This window comes from Ruegeria sp. O11 (assembly GCF_056535285.1).
Genome location: NZ_JBQERS010000012.1, coordinates 43,875 through 60,248, shown reverse-complemented (window position 1 = coordinate 60,248; position 16,374 = coordinate 43,875). Strand labels below are relative to the sequence as shown.

The 16,374-nt window shown below is 56.6% G+C and carries 16 protein-coding genes; 8 read left to right on the top strand and 8 right to left on the bottom strand.

The window, feature by feature from the left end; all coding sequences use genetic code 11:
* Positions 1 to 38: 38 nt before the first annotated feature.
* The 5 genes from ACRZ91_RS17670 to ACRZ91_RS17650 all read right to left on the bottom strand — a co-directional run bounded on the left by ACRZ91_RS17670 (position 39) and on the right by ACRZ91_RS17650 (position 4,718).
* Positions 39 to 869: an alpha/beta hydrolase gene (locus tag ACRZ91_RS17670; RefSeq protein ID WP_170546721.1), complete on the bottom strand. Its 831-nt coding sequence runs from the start codon at positions 867 to 869 to the stop codon at positions 39 to 41.
* Between the two features lie 3 nt (positions 870 to 872).
* Entirely contained in the window at positions 873 to 1,754 is an 882-nt protein-coding gene (locus tag ACRZ91_RS17665) for a tryptophan 2,3-dioxygenase (protein WP_170775891.1), read from the bottom strand.
* A 63-nt stretch (positions 1,755 to 1,817) separates the two neighbouring features.
* Entirely contained in the window at positions 1,818 to 2,846 is a 1,029-nt protein-coding gene (gene tdh, locus ACRZ91_RS17660) for an L-threonine 3-dehydrogenase (RefSeq protein WP_480907521.1), read from the bottom strand.
* 14 nt (positions 2,847 to 2,860) lie between these two features.
* Positions 2,861 to 4,045: a glycine C-acetyltransferase gene (locus ACRZ91_RS17655; protein ID WP_480907432.1), complete on the bottom strand. Its 1,185-nt coding sequence runs from the start codon at positions 4,043 to 4,045 to the stop codon at positions 2,861 to 2,863.
* 109 nt (positions 4,046 to 4,154) lie between these two features.
* Positions 4,155 to 4,718: a helix-turn-helix domain-containing protein gene (locus tag ACRZ91_RS17650; RefSeq protein WP_480907430.1), complete on the bottom strand. Its 564-nt coding sequence runs from the start codon at positions 4,716 to 4,718 to the stop codon at positions 4,155 to 4,157.
* A 117-nt stretch (positions 4,719 to 4,835) separates the two neighbouring features.
* Here ACRZ91_RS17650 and ACRZ91_RS17645 point away from each other — a divergent pair, with 117 nt between their 5' ends.
* Positions 4,836 to 6,011, top strand: a complete 1,176-nt coding sequence (locus ACRZ91_RS17645) for an acetyl-CoA C-acyltransferase family protein (protein ID WP_480907428.1) — start codon at positions 4,836 to 4,838, stop codon at positions 6,009 to 6,011.
* A gap of 97 nt (positions 6,012 to 6,108) precedes the next feature.
* Here the strand turns inward: ACRZ91_RS17645 and ubiB are convergent, their stop codons facing one another.
* Both ubiB and ubiE read right to left on the bottom strand, forming a co-directional pair.
* Positions 6,109 to 7,638, bottom strand: coding sequence for a 2-polyprenylphenol 6-hydroxylase (ubiB, locus tag ACRZ91_RS17640; protein WP_260023706.1), 1,530 nt, complete (start codon positions 7,636 to 7,638; stop codon positions 6,109 to 6,111).
* Positions 7,639 to 8,391, bottom strand: a complete 753-nt coding sequence (ubiE, locus tag ACRZ91_RS17635; protein ID WP_480907426.1) for a bifunctional demethylmenaquinone methyltransferase/2-methoxy-6-polyprenyl-1,4-benzoquinol methylase UbiE — start codon at positions 8,389 to 8,391, stop codon at positions 7,639 to 7,641. It lies immediately after the preceding gene.
* An 86-nt stretch (positions 8,392 to 8,477) separates the two neighbouring features.
* Between ubiE and mutM the strand changes: the two genes are divergently transcribed.
* The 6 genes from mutM to recF all read left to right on the top strand — a co-directional run bounded on the left by mutM (position 8,478) and on the right by recF (position 15,064).
* Positions 8,478 to 9,329, top strand: a complete 852-nt coding sequence (gene mutM, locus ACRZ91_RS17630; protein WP_480907424.1) for a bifunctional DNA-formamidopyrimidine glycosylase/DNA-(apurinic or apyrimidinic site) lyase — start codon at positions 8,478 to 8,480, stop codon at positions 9,327 to 9,329.
* Positions 9,330 to 9,395: 66 nt separating this feature from the next.
* Positions 9,396 to 10,172 (top strand): enoyl-CoA hydratase, encoded by a 777-nt coding sequence (locus ACRZ91_RS17625; protein WP_010442544.1) that lies wholly within the window; start codon positions 9,396 to 9,398, stop codon positions 10,170 to 10,172.
* A 229-nt stretch (positions 10,173 to 10,401) separates the two neighbouring features.
* Entirely contained in the window at positions 10,402 to 10,665 is a 264-nt protein-coding gene (gene rpsT / locus ACRZ91_RS17620) for a 30S ribosomal protein S20 (RefSeq protein ID WP_010442545.1), read from the top strand.
* Positions 10,666 to 11,206: 541 nt separating this feature from the next.
* A complete protein-coding gene (dnaA, locus tag ACRZ91_RS17615) occupies positions 11,207 to 12,583 on the top strand; it encodes a chromosomal replication initiator protein DnaA (RefSeq protein WP_170473663.1) in 1,377 nt (458 codons plus the stop codon).
* 222 nt (positions 12,584 to 12,805) lie between these two features.
* On the top strand, positions 12,806 to 13,927 hold the full coding sequence (gene dnaN / locus ACRZ91_RS17610; protein ID WP_170781811.1) for a DNA polymerase III subunit beta: 1,122 nt from the start codon (positions 12,806 to 12,808) through the stop codon (positions 13,925 to 13,927).
* Positions 13,928 to 13,966: 39 nt separating this feature from the next.
* Entirely contained in the window at positions 13,967 to 15,064 is a 1,098-nt protein-coding gene (recF, locus tag ACRZ91_RS17605) for a DNA replication/repair protein RecF (protein WP_480907422.1), read from the top strand.
* Here recF and ACRZ91_RS17600 read toward each other — a convergent pair.
* Complete coding sequence (locus tag ACRZ91_RS17600; RefSeq protein WP_480907420.1) at positions 15,061 to 15,627, bottom strand: carboxymuconolactone decarboxylase family protein; 567 nt, start codon at positions 15,625 to 15,627, stop codon at positions 15,061 to 15,063. The genes recF and ACRZ91_RS17600 overlap by 4 nt on opposite strands.
* A gap of 98 nt (positions 15,628 to 15,725) precedes the next feature.
* Between ACRZ91_RS17600 and ACRZ91_RS17595 the strand changes: the two genes are divergently transcribed.
* Complete coding sequence (locus ACRZ91_RS17595; protein ID WP_480907418.1) at positions 15,726 to 16,298, top strand: TetR/AcrR family transcriptional regulator; 573 nt, start codon at positions 15,726 to 15,728, stop codon at positions 16,296 to 16,298.
* Positions 16,299 to 16,374: the final 76 nt, after the last annotated feature.

Here is a 16,374-nt window from a genome sequence, read left to right as displayed (position 1 = left end):
GACAGCGGCTCAATTGGGCCGCTGTTTTCTTTTTGGGGTTATTCGCTGCGCGACGACAAAAACGAGCCCGAGGGCATGATGATGTCGAAGTGATGTTTACCCTGTTGAAGGTCGAAACTGACCGAATGTCCTGCTTTTCGTAGCAAGTCCGCATAGTCACGGCTTTGTCGAACAAATTCTGGTGTATCTCTTTCAGCAACCGTTACCCTGTAGCGCGGCCCCGGCGCGGGCAGATTGAGGCAAGGGGAAAGATCGTGAATCTCGACCTTAGTCAGTTGCAAGGGATCATTTACCGAAGTCAGGCTAATCGGCTCCAAATCGTAAACGCCACTGATCAGAATTACGTTACGCACTCTTAGACCCGCCTGCGCCAACGCGCTGGATGAGGTCGCCATGACCATCGCTACCAGATGCGCACCTGCGCTATGACCTGACAGGGTGATGTTTGATGGATCGAAGCCCAATAACTCGGCCTGTGATGCAAGCCACAGCAAGGCATCGCGACATTCTTCGACCATCTGCCCCAACCTGGCTTCTGGGGCGAGTGTGTAATTCAGGGTCGCAAAGGCCTGCCCGTTTTCGTGTAGCACCGGTGCCATTGGGGCGGATTCGCGCTGGCTGAGCGCCTGCCAATACCCTCCGTGAATGAACACATGCAAAGGTGCGTTTGCGTCTGAGGAGGGGAAGAAATCCAGAACCTGCGCCGGACTGTCGCCATAAGCAAGGTTTTCGCGCACATCCATCCGTGCCCGGGCCTGCGCGCTGAGCGCAACATAACTGTCCAGATATGGCGTCAGATCGCCACCAATCATCGAGCTGGGGGAGTATTCCTGTTCAAGTTGATCTTGGGTGAACCCGCGATAAAGCATGCCTCAGTCTCCCGCATACATCAGCTCGGTGCGCATATCGTAGAGGTCGTGGAAGAAGCGCAATTCCAGTGCCTTGCGCAGAAAGGCCACGCCGCTCGAGCCACCTGTTCCAGGTTGCATCCCGATGACACGTTCGACTGCCGTGGCGTGGTCGAATCGCCAGCGCTGGAACAGCGATTCGACGTCCATCAGCTTCTCAGCCAGAGCATAGAGGTCCCAATACTTGCCGGTATCCTGAAAAATCTCGCACCAGATTTTCACGACGCGCGGGTCGCCGGAATAGGATTGTGAATAGTCACGTTCGATCAGGTCTTGCGGTACATCGAACCCCTGCCGTGCCAGCATGTGCAGCACTTCGTCATAAAGGGACGGTTTGGTTAGCGCTGCGCTCAGCATCTCCATGACCTCCGGATCGTGTTCATGAACCTTGAGGGTCGAAGCATCCTTGTTGCCTAATATGAACTCGATCTGGCGGTAACCGTAACTCTGAAAGCCTGATGAACTGCCTAACGCATCGCGAAACGTCATGTAGTCGGCGGGCGTCATGGTCAGCAGCGTTTCCCAAGCGGTGATCAACTGCCGCTGGATCGCCTTGATCCGGTCGAGATTCTTCATCGCCGGGCCGAAATCATCTTGCTGCAGGAAGCGCCGCACTTCGACCAACTGGTGATGCATCAGCTTCAGCCACAGCTCGCTGACCTGATGGATGATGATGAATAACATCTCATCGGGCTGAGCAGGATCCTGAAAGGTCTTTTGCAGATTCAACAGGGTTTTGAGTTGCAGAAAATCGCCATAGCTTTTGCGATGCGTCTCAGCGAAATCGGTGACCAGAGAATCCTCGATTCCGCGTTCCAGCAGTCGGTCATCTTTCGTGCTGCCCATCTTGCTCCTCCGGTTGGTTGCGCGATCCCTGTGTATGGGCCAGTTTTGCAACTATCCAGAGGGTCAGGTCCAGTCCAGAACAACTTTGCCGGACAGGCCCGACTTCATTGCTGCGAAACCTTCGGCAAAATCGTCAACACCAAACTGATGGGTGATCACGCGGCTTACGTCCAAACCGTTCTGCAGCATAGCAATCATCTTGTACCATGTCTCAAACATCTCACGGCCGTAGACGCCCTTGATGGTGATGGCTTTAAAGACAATGCGGCTCCAGTCGACCGGAGATTGGCCCGGCGGGATGCCCAGCAGGGCGATCTTTCCGCCCATGACCAGCGCTTCGACCATCTGATCCAAAGCTGCCTGCGAGCCCGACATCTCCAATCCCACGTCAAAGCCTTCTTTCATCCCCAGTTCGGTGATGACATCGGACAACTCTTCTATGGTTACATCGACCGTACGTATCGACGACACCACATGTTCCGCCAGTTTCAGCCGATCTGCATTGATATCGGTGATTACGACGTTTCGCGCACCTGCATGGCGTGCGACAGCTGCTGCCATTATGCCGATAGGGCCTGCGCCTGTTATCAGAACATCCTCACCCAGCAGATCGAAGCTCAGCGCGGTATGAACCGCATTGCCCAGCGGGTCGAGGATGGCGCCAATCTCATCCGGCACATCATCTGGCAAAGGAATCACGTTGAAGGCGGGCAGTTTCAAAAATTGCGCAAAGGCACCTTGTTCGTTTACGCCGATGCCTCGCGTTCCGGGGTCCAGATGGAACTTGCCAGCGCGACTCTGGCGACTTTCGGTTCCGATCAGGTGCCCTTCGCCCGAGCAGCGCTGGCCGATCTCAAGCCCGGTAACGTTGCGACCAATCTCAACGATTTCGCCTGCGAATTCGTGGCCGGTGATCATCGGCACTGGTACTGTGGCTGCGGCCCAGTCATCCCAGTTCCAGATATGGATATCTGTGCCGCAGATGCCGGTTTTGTTTATGCGGATCAGTACCTCGTCCGGTCCAATCTCGGGCACTGGGGCCTGAACCATCCAAAGACCTTCCTCGGGCTTGGATTTTTCCAGTGCTTTCATCGTGTTGGGTCGCATCAAATCACCCCCAACTCTTTGCCGACTTTGCCAAAGGCCGCGAGCGCGCGATCCAATTCATCCTTTGTTAGAGCCGCATTCATCTGAGTTCTGATCCGCGCTTGACCACGCGGGACGACCGGGAAGAAGAAACCCGAAACATAGACGCCTTCATCAAACAACCGCGACGCCATGTCTTGCGCAAGCGTTGCGTCCCCCAGCATCACCGGGATGATTGGGTGCTCACCGGGCAACAGATCAAAGCCCAGCTTCTCCAAACCGGCGCGCCAGTATTTGGCGTTGCCGAACAGTTGGGCACGCAGCATGTCGCCCTCTTCAACCAGACGGATTGCTTCCATACCGGCAGCGACGATGGACGGCGGCAGCGAGTTTGAGAACAGATAGGGCCGCGCCCGCTGCCGCAGCAGGTCGATCACTGGCTGCGGCCCGGCGATGTAGCCGCCGATTGCCCCCCCAAGTGCCTTGCCCAGAGTTCCCGTCAGAATATCCACGTCAACGCCGAAGTGATCCGGCGTGCCCGCACCGTTTGGCCCCATGAACCCCGTGGCGTGGCAATCATCGACCATGACGATGGCGTCGTATTTGTCGGCCAGCTCGCGTATTTTCGGCAGATTGGCCAGATAGCCATCCATCGAAAAAACGCCGTCGGTGGCGATCATGATATGCCGCGCCCCGTCCTCGCGTGCCTGTTTCAACCAAGCCTCGAGGTCATTCATGTCATTGTTTAGATAGCGATAGCGTTTGGCCTTGCAGAGCCTTACGCCATCGATGATTGACGCGTGGTTCAGACTATCCGAGATGATTGCGTCTTCAGGCCCTAACAAAGGCTCAAATAGCCCGCCATTGGCATCGAAACAGGCAGCGAACAGAATTGAATCATCTTTGTTCAGGAACTTGGCCAGCCGTTGCTCAAGCTCGCGGTGAATATCCTGCGTGCCGCAGATAAAGCGGACCGAGGCCATGCCGAACCCTTTTGGTTCCATGGCGTTCTTGGCGGCGTCGATCAGGGCGGGGTGATCGGCCAGGCCCAGATAGTTGTTGGCGCACAGGTTGATGACCTGCTTTCCGCCCACAGTAATCTCACCGCCCTGAGGCGAGGTGATCATTCGTTCACGCTTGTACAGACCTTCGGATTCGATCTGCTTAAGGGTGTCCGTGATGTGGGACAGGAATGCATCTGCCATGGCGACCTCCGTTCAACTGAGTCGCGTTTCTAACATAACGGACGAATATCCCAAATAGGGGATTTACGAAATTACGGAAAAATATCCGTGAACGCGGATTATCGCTGAGTCAGGCGTTCTTTACAATTAGGAAAACACGCGCAGGGCTGTCGGCAGAAATGGAATGCGCAACGTCAGCGGCATATCGGGCTGTATCACCCTGCCTGAGTTCGCTCACTGCCGCGCCCGAAGTAACTCGAACTGACCCTTCCAACACGGTCAATTGTTCCCGTGCACCGCGCGCATGGGGTTGGCTGTTCAGGGCGCCGTTTTTGTCGAGCTGAATGTCATAGACCTCGTGACCGCCGGCCTCTTCTGGCGGTGAGAGGATCCGGATGCGGCAGTTCTCTCCCATGTTATCGATGCTGGGCACCTCGGAGTTTTTGAGAACCTCGATCTGGTCGGTAGTCTTCGCGTCTTCCAGCAACCCGGCAAAATCCACCTGCAGAGCTCGGGTCAGGTTCCACAGGGTCGAAATTGTTGGGCTGCTTTCTCCCCTCTCGATCTGGCTGACCATGGATCGCGATACGCCGCTGAGATTTGCGACCGCTTCGAGGGAAAGGCCCTGGGCCCGGCGCGCCTCTTTAAGGCGTGTCGGAAGGCGTGTCAGGATATCGTCTGTCTTGTCCGTCATGACGGAATTTCATGCGCCTTGAATCGATAGATGTCAATTCCGTCTGTGACGGGACGTCTCAGGCGACAGAGGGTTTCTGCGGGTGCATACTACGGCCAAACTCAGGAGGAATGATCCATGACCGATATCGTTATTCTGGATGGTGCACGTACTGCCATCGGTACTTTTGGCGGTGCGCTGGCTTCGACAGCGCCGATTGATTTAGCGACCGTGGCGACCGAAGCCGCGCTTGAACGGTCGGGTGTCGAAGGTGGGCAAATCGGGCATGTGGTTTTCGGTCATGTGATCAACACTGAACCCCGCGATATGTACCTTTCGCGCGTAGCAGCGATGCAGGCGGGCATTCCGAATGCGACTCCGGCGATGAACGTAAATCGTTTGTGTGGCTCCGGCGCGCAGGCGATTGTGTCAGCGGTACAGTCTCTGATACTGGGCGATGCCGATTTCGCTGTGGCTGGTGGAGCGGAGAGCATGTCACGCAGCCCCTACATCGTGCCTCAGGCCAGATGGGGCGCCAAGATGGGCGACGTCACCTCACTGGACATGATGTTGGGCGCGCTGAACTGTCCTTTCGGAACCGGTCATATGGGTGTGACGGCTGAGAATGTGGCCGACGAACATCAGATCAGTCGTGAACAGATGGATGCGTTTGCCTTAACCAGCCAGAGCCGAGCAGCTACAGCGATTGACGCTGGATATTTCGAAAGCCAGATCACGCCTGTGCAGGTGAAAGTCAAACGCGAGTTGGTTGACTTTAAAGTGGATGAGCATCCCAAGGCCACCACAGCTGAGGCGTTGGCGGGCCTTCGTCCAGTGTTCAAGAAAGAAGGACGCGTCACGGCGGGGAATGCATCGGGTATCAACGATGGGGCTGCAGCAATGGTTCTGGCGACGGCAGATGCTGCTGACAAGGCCGGATTGAAACCAAAGGCACGGATATTGGGATATGCACATGCTGGGGTGCGGCCCGAAGTAATGGGAATTGGGCCGGTTCCTGCAGTGCAGAACTTGTTCAAGAAGACAGGGCTGTCGGCGGGTGATTTCGATGTGGTCGAGAGTAACGAAGCTTTTGCCGCACAAGCCCTGGCCGTCAATCAAGAGCTTGGATTGGATGTCGCTAAGGTCAATCCGAATGGCGGTGCGATTGCGTTGGGGCACCCTGTGGGGGCAACTGGGGCGATTATCACCCTGAAAGCGCTGTATGAGTTGGAGCGTGTTGGTGGTTCCAAGGCGCTTATCACCATGTGTATTGGCGGTGGGCAGGGGATTGCCATTGCCATCGAGCGGCTCTGATTGAGGTCGAGCGGAGGGGGCTGTCTGCCCCCCATCGCGCCGGTGGCGCGATTCCCCCCGAAGATATTTGTGGCCAGATGAAGCAGGCGGGTTGTTGTTAGCCGAATGTCATCACGACAAGTGTGGCTGCGATTCCAACGGCTGCGCCAATGGCGGCAGGTAGAAGCAACGTTGTCTTGCCGGAAGTTTGCTGGTCATCTTTCGTGGTTTGCGCAATCAGGGCGTTTTCAACCAGCGCAGGCAAGCGTGGGCCGAATCGGGCCAGCACCATTGCGGTCTTTCCAAAATCTCTCAGGGCGGCCCGGGGGCCGATGGAGCTTTTGATATAATCCTCGACGACCGGGCGCGCGACTTCCCAGATATTCATATGATCGTCGAGTGATCGGGCAACGCCTTCGACCACGACCATGGTGCGCTGCAGAAGAATCAGTTCAGTTCGTGTTTCCATGCCGAAGCGCTCGGTGACCTCAAACAAATAGCTGAGCAGTCGGCCCATTGAGATATGGGTCGCGTCCATGCCGAAGATGGGTTCTCCGACTGCGCGCAGGGCGCGGGCGAATTCGTCGACATCCTGGTTGGCAGGGACATAGCCGGCCTCGAAATGGACTTCGGCTACACGTTTGTAGTCGCGGCGGATGAAGCCGAAGAGGATTTCGGCATAGACCCGACGGGTGTATTCGTCGATATGCCCCATGATGCCGTAGTCATAGGCAATAATGTCTCCATTCGCGGCGACCTTCAGGTTCCCTTGGTGCATATCCGCATGGAAATAGCCATCGCGAAGGGCGTGCAGCAGGAAAAGGCGCAACACACGTTCTGCCAGATCGCTGCGATTGTGGCCTGCAGCGTCCAGCGCGTCATTGTCGCCCAGCGGGATTCCATCGGCCCAGCTGAGTGTCATCACCCGGCGTGCGGACAAGGACCAGACGACCGGAGGCAGCCAGAACCCGGAATCATCCTTGGTGTTGGCGGCGTATTCCGAAGCAGCAGCGCTTTCTAGGCGCAGGTCCAACTCGCCGCGGACAACTCCGTCAAAATGCTCGATCACCTCCATAGGGCGCAAGCGACGAGCACCGGGGGCAAACAGGTCGACAATTCGGGCGGCGAAATAAAAGGCGTCTACATCTTTACGGAAGGCGCGTTCAATTCCGGGGCGCAGGACTTTGACGGCAACATCTTCACCCGTGCTGGCCAGCTTAGCTTTGTGGACCTGAGCGATTGAGGCTGCGGCGATAGGCTCACTGAAATCGCTGAACATTTCTGAAAGGGGTTGGCCCAGCTCTTTCTCGACCTCGGCCATGGCTTCGGCCTTGGAGAATGGCGGAAGCTTATCCTGCAAGACACGCAGTTGTTCAGCCAGTTCATTTCCAACCACGTCGGGGCGGGTCGAAAGGACTTGTCCGAACTTGATATAGGCGGGTCCAAGAGCAGTTAGGGCGCGGGTTGCGGGCGGCATCTGGGGATCCCCTTTGTACCCCAGCCACTGAAATGGTTTGCCCAGAACATGTGCGAGAATGCGGATAGCCCGAGGAGCTTCGAACGCGTCTAATACCACGTTCATGGCACCCGTGCGCTCGAGCGTTGCGCCTGTGCGGATCAGGCGGATAATGTTGTGTGGGCCGCGCATCTAGATCTTCCAGCCGGAATGCAGTGCCGCGATACCCATGCTGAGATTGCGGTACTTGGCGTTTTCGAACCCGGCGGCGCGGACCATGGTCAGGAATGTCTCCTGATCCGGGAACTTGCGGATCGATTCCACCAGGTATTGATAGCTGTCGTAGTCATTGGCGATTAGTTTGCCCATGCGTGGAATGACGTTGAAGCTGTAGAGGTCATAAAGCTTTTGCAGTCCGTCATTGGGCAGTTGGCTGAATTCAAGCACCATCAGGCGGCCACCGGGTTTCAGCACGCGATAGGCCTCGTTCAATGCCTCTTGCGGGCGGGTAACATTCCGGATGCCGAAGGAAATTGTATAGACGTCGAACGTATTGTCCTCGAACGGCAGGGACATCGCATCGCCCACCACCCAGTTCAGGCTGTCGGACATCTGGTCTGCCTCGGCGCGCTGGCGGCCTTCGACCAGCATAGGCTCCGTCAGGTCCAGAACCGTGGCATGGCCGTGGCCCGCGCGTCTCAGGAAGCGAAAAGAGATATCTCCGGTCCCACCTGCAACGTCCAGCAACCGTTGACCGGGGCGCGGGGCAAGCCAATCCATCATTGCGTCTTTCCAGACCCGGTGAATGCCCATCGACATGACATCGTTCATCACATCGTATTTCGAGGCGACCGAGTTGAACACGCCCTGTACGCGCCCGGCCTTGTCTGCCTCGCGCACGGTTTCAAACCCGAAATGAGTGGTCTTGTCGCTGTTGTTGGACATTTGCCTTGCCGTTCGTCGAATTTCGCCTCTGTTATAGGGCCATAAGAGGCGGGCACAATGCGGCCCTTTGGAATAGGAACCATCTAATGCCCGAATTGCCCGAGGTCGAGACAGTAAGACGCGGTCTATCCCCGGCGATGGAAGGCGTCGTAATCCAAAGGGCGGACGTAAACCGCCCCGATTTGCGCTGGCCTTTCCCCGAGCGGATGGCTGAACGATTGACTGGGCAGCGCGTCGACCGATTGCGTAGACGATCGAAATACATTCTGGCCGATCTGAACAGTGGAGAAACACTGCTGATCCATCTTGGTATGTCCGGGCGTATGACCGTATCTGGTGATCCTCTAGGGCAATTTGCCCACAAACACCCGATGCCGGAAAAGCATGATCACGTAGTCTTTCATATGGCCAACGGCACCCGTATCACTTTTAACGATCCGCGTCGGTTCGGAGCCATGGATCTGCTGCCGACAGCCATGGCAGAGGATCACAAGCTGCTGTCAGTTCTGGGACCTGAACCATTGGGCAACGATTTCCACGAACAGCACCTCATTGAGGCGTTCAAAGGTAAGAATAGCCCGGTCAAATCCGCGTTGCTTGATCAGGGAATCGTTGCCGGATTGGGAAATATCTACGTCTGCGAAGCGCTTTATCGCGGCAAGGTGTCGCCACGTCGCAAAGCCGGACAGATTTCTGCGCTACGCGTTGCGGCCCTTGTGCCGATCATTCGGAAGGTGCTGCAGGACGCGATTGAAGCGGGCGGGTCATCGCTGCGCGATTTCCGCCAAGCCGATGGAGAACTTGGATATTTTCAGCACAGCTTCGACGTCTATGGCCGCGAAGGCGAGCCCTGCAGAACCGAAGGTTGTGGCGCCGAAATCAAGAGAATCACCCAGTCCGGTCGCTCATCCTTCTATTGCGCGCAATGCCAAAGATAACTTGATCCAGCGAATTCGCGTGGTAAGGAATCGTACTTGAACGGAACAACCGGAAGCTTACACCTCATGGCTTTTGAGACGATCATCGTCGAAATCGAAGACCACGTCGCCCTAATCAAGCTCAACAGACCAGATGCGATGAATGCGCTGAACACCCAGTTACTGGGTGAGTTGTGTGATGCGCTGGAAGAAGCAGACAGCAACGACAAGGTGCGCTGCATCGTCATCACCGGTTCGGACAAAGCCTTTGCGGCTGGTGCGGACATCAAAGAGATGTCCGAGATGAGCTATGTCGATGTCTTCAACATCAACCTTTTTGCCGACGCGAATGACCGGGTTTCGGCGATCCGCAAACCGATCATTGCCGCTGTTGCGGGTTATGCGCTGGGCGGAGGTTGTGAGCTGGCAATGCTGTGTGATTTCATCATCGCGGCGGATACGGCCAAGTTCGGCCAACCCGAGATTAATCTGGGCGTCATCGCAGGACTCGGCGGCAGCCAGCGTTTGACACGATTTGTCGGCAAGTCCAAATCAATGGATATGAACTTGACCGGTCGGTTCATGGACGCGGAAGAGGCCGAGCGTGCGGGGCTGGTCAGCCGCGTCGTGCCTGCCAAGAAGCTGATCGAAGAAGCAACCGGTGCGGCGCAGAAGATCGCTGAGAAGTCGCAGATCACGGCAATCGCGGCCAAGGAAGCCGTGAACCGAAGCTATGAACTGCCATTGAGCGAGGGCATGCTGTTTGAGCGCCGGGTGTTTCATTCGATGTTTGCAACTGAAGATCAGAAAGAGGGCATGGCCGCGTTTCTGGAAAAACGTGCGGCTCAGTTCCGCGACAAGTAACGATAACGGACATTCAGTGAATTCAGGCGGGCTTGGTCCCGTTTTTTTTCTACTGAAGCTCTTGTGAAGAATCAGCTTGGCAAAACCTTTAAACTTGGGTAGAGATCGCCGTCATACATGCGCGTGCGGCCCGCTTGGCCCGACTCACACTCGTGATTTCTGATCCGGTGCGGATATGTCCGTGGCGCGCGACCCTAGATAACCGTACCGAACAAAAGGTCAGAGACACATGGCAAATTCGCCCCAGGCAAAGAAACGCGCTCGTCAGAACGAAAAGCGTTTTGCTGTAAACAAAGCACGCCGTTCGCGCATCCGCACACATCTGCGCAAAGTTGAAGAAGCAATCGCATCCGGTGACAAGGACGCGGCTACCGCTGCCCTGCGCGCCGCTCAGCCCGAGCTGATGCGCGGCGTCACCAAAGGCGTCTTCCACAAGAACACCGCAGCCCGCAAAATGTCGCGCCTGTCGGCACGCGTCAAAGCCCTGGGCTGATTCTTTGGGAAAACGCGTCAAGCGTTGATTTGCGAAAAAGGCGTCGCGCATAGCGGCGCCTTTTTCATTGTTGCCGGAAAGCCGCGTCTTCACGAAGTCGAGAGATTCTTTCGCCCTGAACCCCGAGTCAATATCAGAGTTTCGTTGCCCGGACCCATGGGCTCTTGCTACGACTGAGTCAGCGATTCACTCGCTTGGGGGGACAGGCTGTTCTGGGTATCTGACTGACGGGCATCAGTAGGAATCCGGAACGAATGTTCGAAAACCGGCTTCGGTCGGTTGGACGATCTGCTCTGGGTCTCGGGTTTTCCGATGATCTTGGCCCTGTCGAAAAATTGGATTGTGACGCGCCACCCTGTTTTCGGGGTTGTACCGACCGTTGGACAATGCGGTATCGGATTGCGCTGAACGTCAAAATGACCCGCCAGACCTCGTGGCCTGGCGCAAGGGTATCCTTGTGGGTGGACGCAATAAACCGGTATACCGGACTATTTTGATAAGGCTGACAGGCCAATAAAGAATGGGATGCGTGAGGCGCCGAATGACACAAGAGAAATGGGGACAGTTGCGGAACAAGTTGATGAAGGCTGTTGGTAAGAACAACTTCACGACCTGGATCGAACCTTTAGAGTTTCAGGGATTGCAAGATGGCGTCGCAGTATTTTCTGTCCCGACCAACTTCATGGGAAACTACGTAAGTCAAAATTTTGCGGATCTAATTCTCTATGAACTGAACACGGCGGGCGAGCCTGTTCAGCGCCTTGCCTTCCGCACCGCCGCCAATTCTCCGACCCGTCCGGCGCAGGCCGAGACCCCAAAACCCCAAGCCGTTCCGCAGCCCGCAGTTGTTGAGGCCTCGCATGATGCGCTTGAGGCGTTACAGGCGGCACCGCTGGACGCGCGCTTTACCTTTGACAGTTTTGTTGTTGGTAAGCCGAATGAGCTGGCTCACGCCGCCGCGCGCCGCGTTTCCGAAGGCGGGCCCGTAACATTCAATCCGCTGGTGCTCTACGGGGGTGTCGGCCTTGGTAAGACGCACCTGATGCACGCCATTGCTTGGGAGCTGAAAACCAAGCATCCCGAACTAAACGTTCTGTACCTGTCGGCAGAACAGTTCATGTACCGTTTTGTGCAGGCCCTGCGTGAGCGCCGGATGATGGATTTCAAGCATCTGTTCCGCTCGGTTGACGTGCTTATGGTTGATGACGTGCAGTTCATCGCGGGTAAGGATTCGACGCAGGAAGAATTCTTTCATACCTTCAACGCGCTAGTGGACCAGAACAAGCAGATCATCATTTCGGCCGATCGCGCGCCGGGTGAGATCAAGGATCTTGAAGACCGGGTAAAGTCGCGCCTGCAATGCGGCCTTGTCGTCGATCTTCATCCCACAGACTACGAATTGCGTCTGGGAATCCTGCAGAACAAAGTGCAGCAATACAGCAGCACTTATCCCGATCTGACCATTGCTGATGGTGTATTGGAATTCCTTGCACACCGCATCTCGACCAATGTGCGCGTGCTGGAAGGGGCGCTGACCCGGCTCTTCGCCTTTGCTTCGCTGGTTGGGCGTGAGATCGATATGGAATTGACGCAGGATTGTCTGGCCGATGTGCTACGCGCATCCGAGCGCAAGATCACTGTCGAAGAGATTCAACGCAAAGTCTCGGACTATTACAACATCCGGCTCAGCGACATCATTGGCCCCAAGCGTCTCCGGTCTTATGCTCGCCCGCGTCAGGTGGCGATGTATCTGTGCAAGCAACTGACCAGCCGGTCTTTGCCGGAAATCGGCCGTCGTTTCGGTGGGCGCGACCACACCACAGTCATGCACGGCGTCAAGCGCATCGAAGAGCTGAAGCTGACCGATGGCCAGATCGCCGAAGATGTCGAGATGCTGCGCCGAGCTTTGGAAGCCTAATCTGCGACCGTACTGGAAATGCCCCGCGCCCGTCTGGCCGGGGTATTTTCATGTGCGCAATAATCCACGATTGCGCGCGAACTGGCGGTGGGATGGCCGGTTGGCCTTGACGGTTTGATCATTCCAACCCAGAAATTCACAAAAAATCCTTGTGCCTCAGGGCGGAACCGGTAACTTGCCAGTCCCGCCCATGTACGCACTCAAGTCAGAGGAACTGAGGGTATGAAGATCAGCATCGAACGCGGCACCCTTCTAAAGGCCGTTTCGCAGGCCCAATCTGTTGTTGAACGTCGCAACACCATTCCGATCCTGGCCAATGTGCTGATCGAAGCCGAAGGGGATCAGGCGCTGTTCCGAGCGACTGATCTGGATATCGAGGTTGTCGACAAGGCTCCTGCGCAGGTTGAGAAAGCGGGCGCGACAACTGTCGCCGCCACAACGCTGCATGAGATTGTGCGCAAGCTGCCCGATGGGGCGCTGGTGACTTTAACCGCCGACAGTGCTGCTGGCCGGTTGACGGTTGAGGCCGGTCGGTCGAACTTCTCGCTGGCGACGCTGCCGAAAGAGGATTTTCCGGTTATGGCGTCCTCGGAATACCAATCGAACTTTACGGCGTCGGCTGCGCTGCTGCGGCGGCTGTTCGACAAATCGAAGTTCGCCATTTCTACCGAAGAGACCCGTTATTATCTGAACGGTGTCTACATGCATGTCGCTGATGGTTCTGAGGGCGGCAAGGTGCTGCGCTGCGTGGCGACCGATGGCCACCGTCTGGCGCGCATTGATGCGGATTTGCCGGAGGGTGCGACGGATATGCCGGGTGTAATTGTTCCCCGCAAGACCGTGGGCGAGCTGCGCAAGCTGCTGGATGATGATGAAATGGACATCGCCGTCTCGGTCAGCGAAACCAAGGTGCGGTTTGCAACGCCAGACATCACGCTCACCTCGAAAGTGATTGATGGGACTTTCCCTGACTACACTCGCGTCATCCCTCAGGGAAATACGCGCAAGCTAGAGGTTGACGCTGCCGAATTCGCGCAGGCCGTGGATCGTGTGGCGACCGTTTCGTCCGAACGGTCACGAGCTGTAAAACTGCAACTGGATGCGGACAAGCTGGTTCTGTCAGTGAATGCACCCGACAGTGGTGCGGCTGAGGAAGAGTTGGCTGTCGCGTATGGGGATGAACGTCTCGAAATTGGTTTTAACGCGAAATACCTGCTCGAGATCGCTTCTCAAGTGGACCGCGAGAACGCTGTCTTCATGTTCAATTCCGCTGGTGATCCGACGCTGATGCGCGAGGGCAACGACCAAAGCGCTGTTTACGTCGTAATGCCGATGCGCGTCTGATTGCCCCGACCGGGTGATCTCTAACGAAAGGGAGGGGTCATGGGATTGGCCCTGACCGAGCTTACGGTTTCGCATTTTCGGTCTCATAAGCTGGCGCGGTTGTCCTTGGACGGGCGACCCGTGGCGATCCACGGGCCGAACGGGGCCGGCAAGACCAACATTCTGGAAGCAGTCTCGTTATTTTCACCTGGGCGCGGGATGCGACGGGCAAGTGCCGCCGAGATGACGCGGCGGCCCGAGGCATTGGGGTGGAAACTGTCCGGTTTGCTGGAAGCTCAGGGTCAGCGGTATGAGATTGAAACGTGGTCCGAAGGTGGCGCAGCACGTCAGGTTCGGATTGATGACAAGGCGGCCAGTCAGATTGATCTGGGCAAGTTAGCGCGCGTTGTTTGGTTGATCCCCTCGATGGATCGCTTGTGGATTGAGGGTGCCGAGGGTCGGCGGCGGTTTTTGGACCGGATTGCGCTGAGTTTTGATCCGTCTCATGCCGAAGCCTCACTGACCTATGAAAAGGCGATGCGCGAACGGAACCGATTGCTGAAAGAGCAGGTTCGAGACGCCCATTGGTATGCGGCGCTGGAAGGACAGATGGCAGAGACGGGGCACCGTATCCACGCGGCACGAAGGGCGGCTCTGGAGCATTTGCGCGCGGCTCAGGATCAAGCGGAAACGGCGTTTCCTTCGGCGGAGTTGGAACTTGTCCAGACCGAAGGAGCGATGCCTGAAGCTACGGAAGATTTGCGCGAAGCGTTGAATGAAAGCCGGTTTCGGGATTTGGCTGCGGGACGTACGTTGGTTGGGCCGCATCGTTCAGATCTTTATGGAGTGTTTGCGGCCAAGGGTGTGCCCGCCAAAGACTGTTCCACCGGAGAGCAAAAAGCGCTGTTGGTTTCGCTGATCCTGTCGAACGCGCGGGCGTTGGCGGGCATGGTTGGGGCGCCACCGATTGTGCTGTTGGATGAGGTCGCTGCTCATCTGGACGCGGACCGTCGCGCCGCTCTTTACGATGAGATTTGTGCGCTGGGCGCTCAGGCCTGGATGACGGGCACCGGGCCTGAGCTATTTGCGGAATTGGGCGACCGGGCCCAAACATTGATTGTAACCGAGGGCGACGAAGGCTCGATTGTAACTGCTTAGGCAGGCTCGCTGACTTTACGCTCCCACAGGAAGCCGCGCATAACCTGGTCGACCGGTGTTTTGGCCATGTGGTTGACGTAGTTCGACATGGTTTTCTGCGCCAGTCCCAGAACCACGTCCAAAACCGCGCGGTGGGTATAACCTGCGTCGAAGAACGCCTGCAGTTGTTCTTCGGTCGGGTTGCCACGGGTTTCCATCACCTGCAGGGTGAAAGTGCGCAGTGCCTCAAGTTTTTCCGATGGAAGCGGAGTTTCGTTGCGCAGTGCCTCTGTGATCTCGTCCGAGACTTTCATCATCTTAGCGATTCCAGTGTGGGCGGGCACGCAGTAATGGCATTCGTTTTCTACGTTGATTGTCTGCCAGACAACGGTCTTTTCGTCATTGTCGAAGTCGGTCTGCAGGAACAGGCCGTGCAGAACCTGATAGCCTTCCAGGTGCTGTGGGCTTTCGGCCATTACTTTGTGCAGACCGGGCAGGCGCCCGAATGCAGCCTGAGATTTCTCAAGCAGCGGCTTGGATCCTTCTGGGGCAGATTCGAGGTCGTGGGACGGGAAATTGGCCATGTCAAACTCCTGTTTCTGGCGAGATGGTTCGTATTTAGGGTTTATTGAGTGATCACTCAAGTATATATTTGAGCGAACGTTCAAGTATTGGTGAGACCATGCCCCGCAAGCCCTCATACGACCGAGACGCACTAATCGCGCAGGCTCGTGATATTTTTTGGCGTCACGGCTGGGCAGGAACGTCGCTGAAAGACCTTGAGCGCGAGCTGAAGCTGAAACCGGGCAGCTTCTACGCGGCGTTCGGGTCGAAAGATACGCTCTACGCCCTGGCGTTAGAGCGGTATGCGCAGGATGGGGTTGCCAGCATGAGGACCTTGGCCGAGGAACTGGGGCCGCTCGGCGCGCTCAAGGCGCAGCCACGTCGCGTAATCGAGGCATCAGAGCTGCCGACCAAAGCCTGCATGTTGGCGAAAACTTTTGCCGAGTTGCAGGCCAAGGATCACGATCTGGCCACTCAGGCACGTACTCATATGGTTTCGATGAAGACTTGTTTTGCAGACCTGTTTCGCCGCGCGCAGGATGCCGGAGAAATCGCCCCTGATCATGACCCGGACCGCCTTGCCTCGCGCTATCAATCTGACCTTTTAGGGCTGCGATTATCGGCCGAACGCGACGATGTGAACGCAGCGGAGATCGCCGAAGATATTGCAGCAGACCTCGATCGGCTTTGATCTGCAAATAAAGCGGATCAGAACCACAAAATGTTGGGGGATCGCGTGACATTCCCCACCAGAAAACGTATAAGTT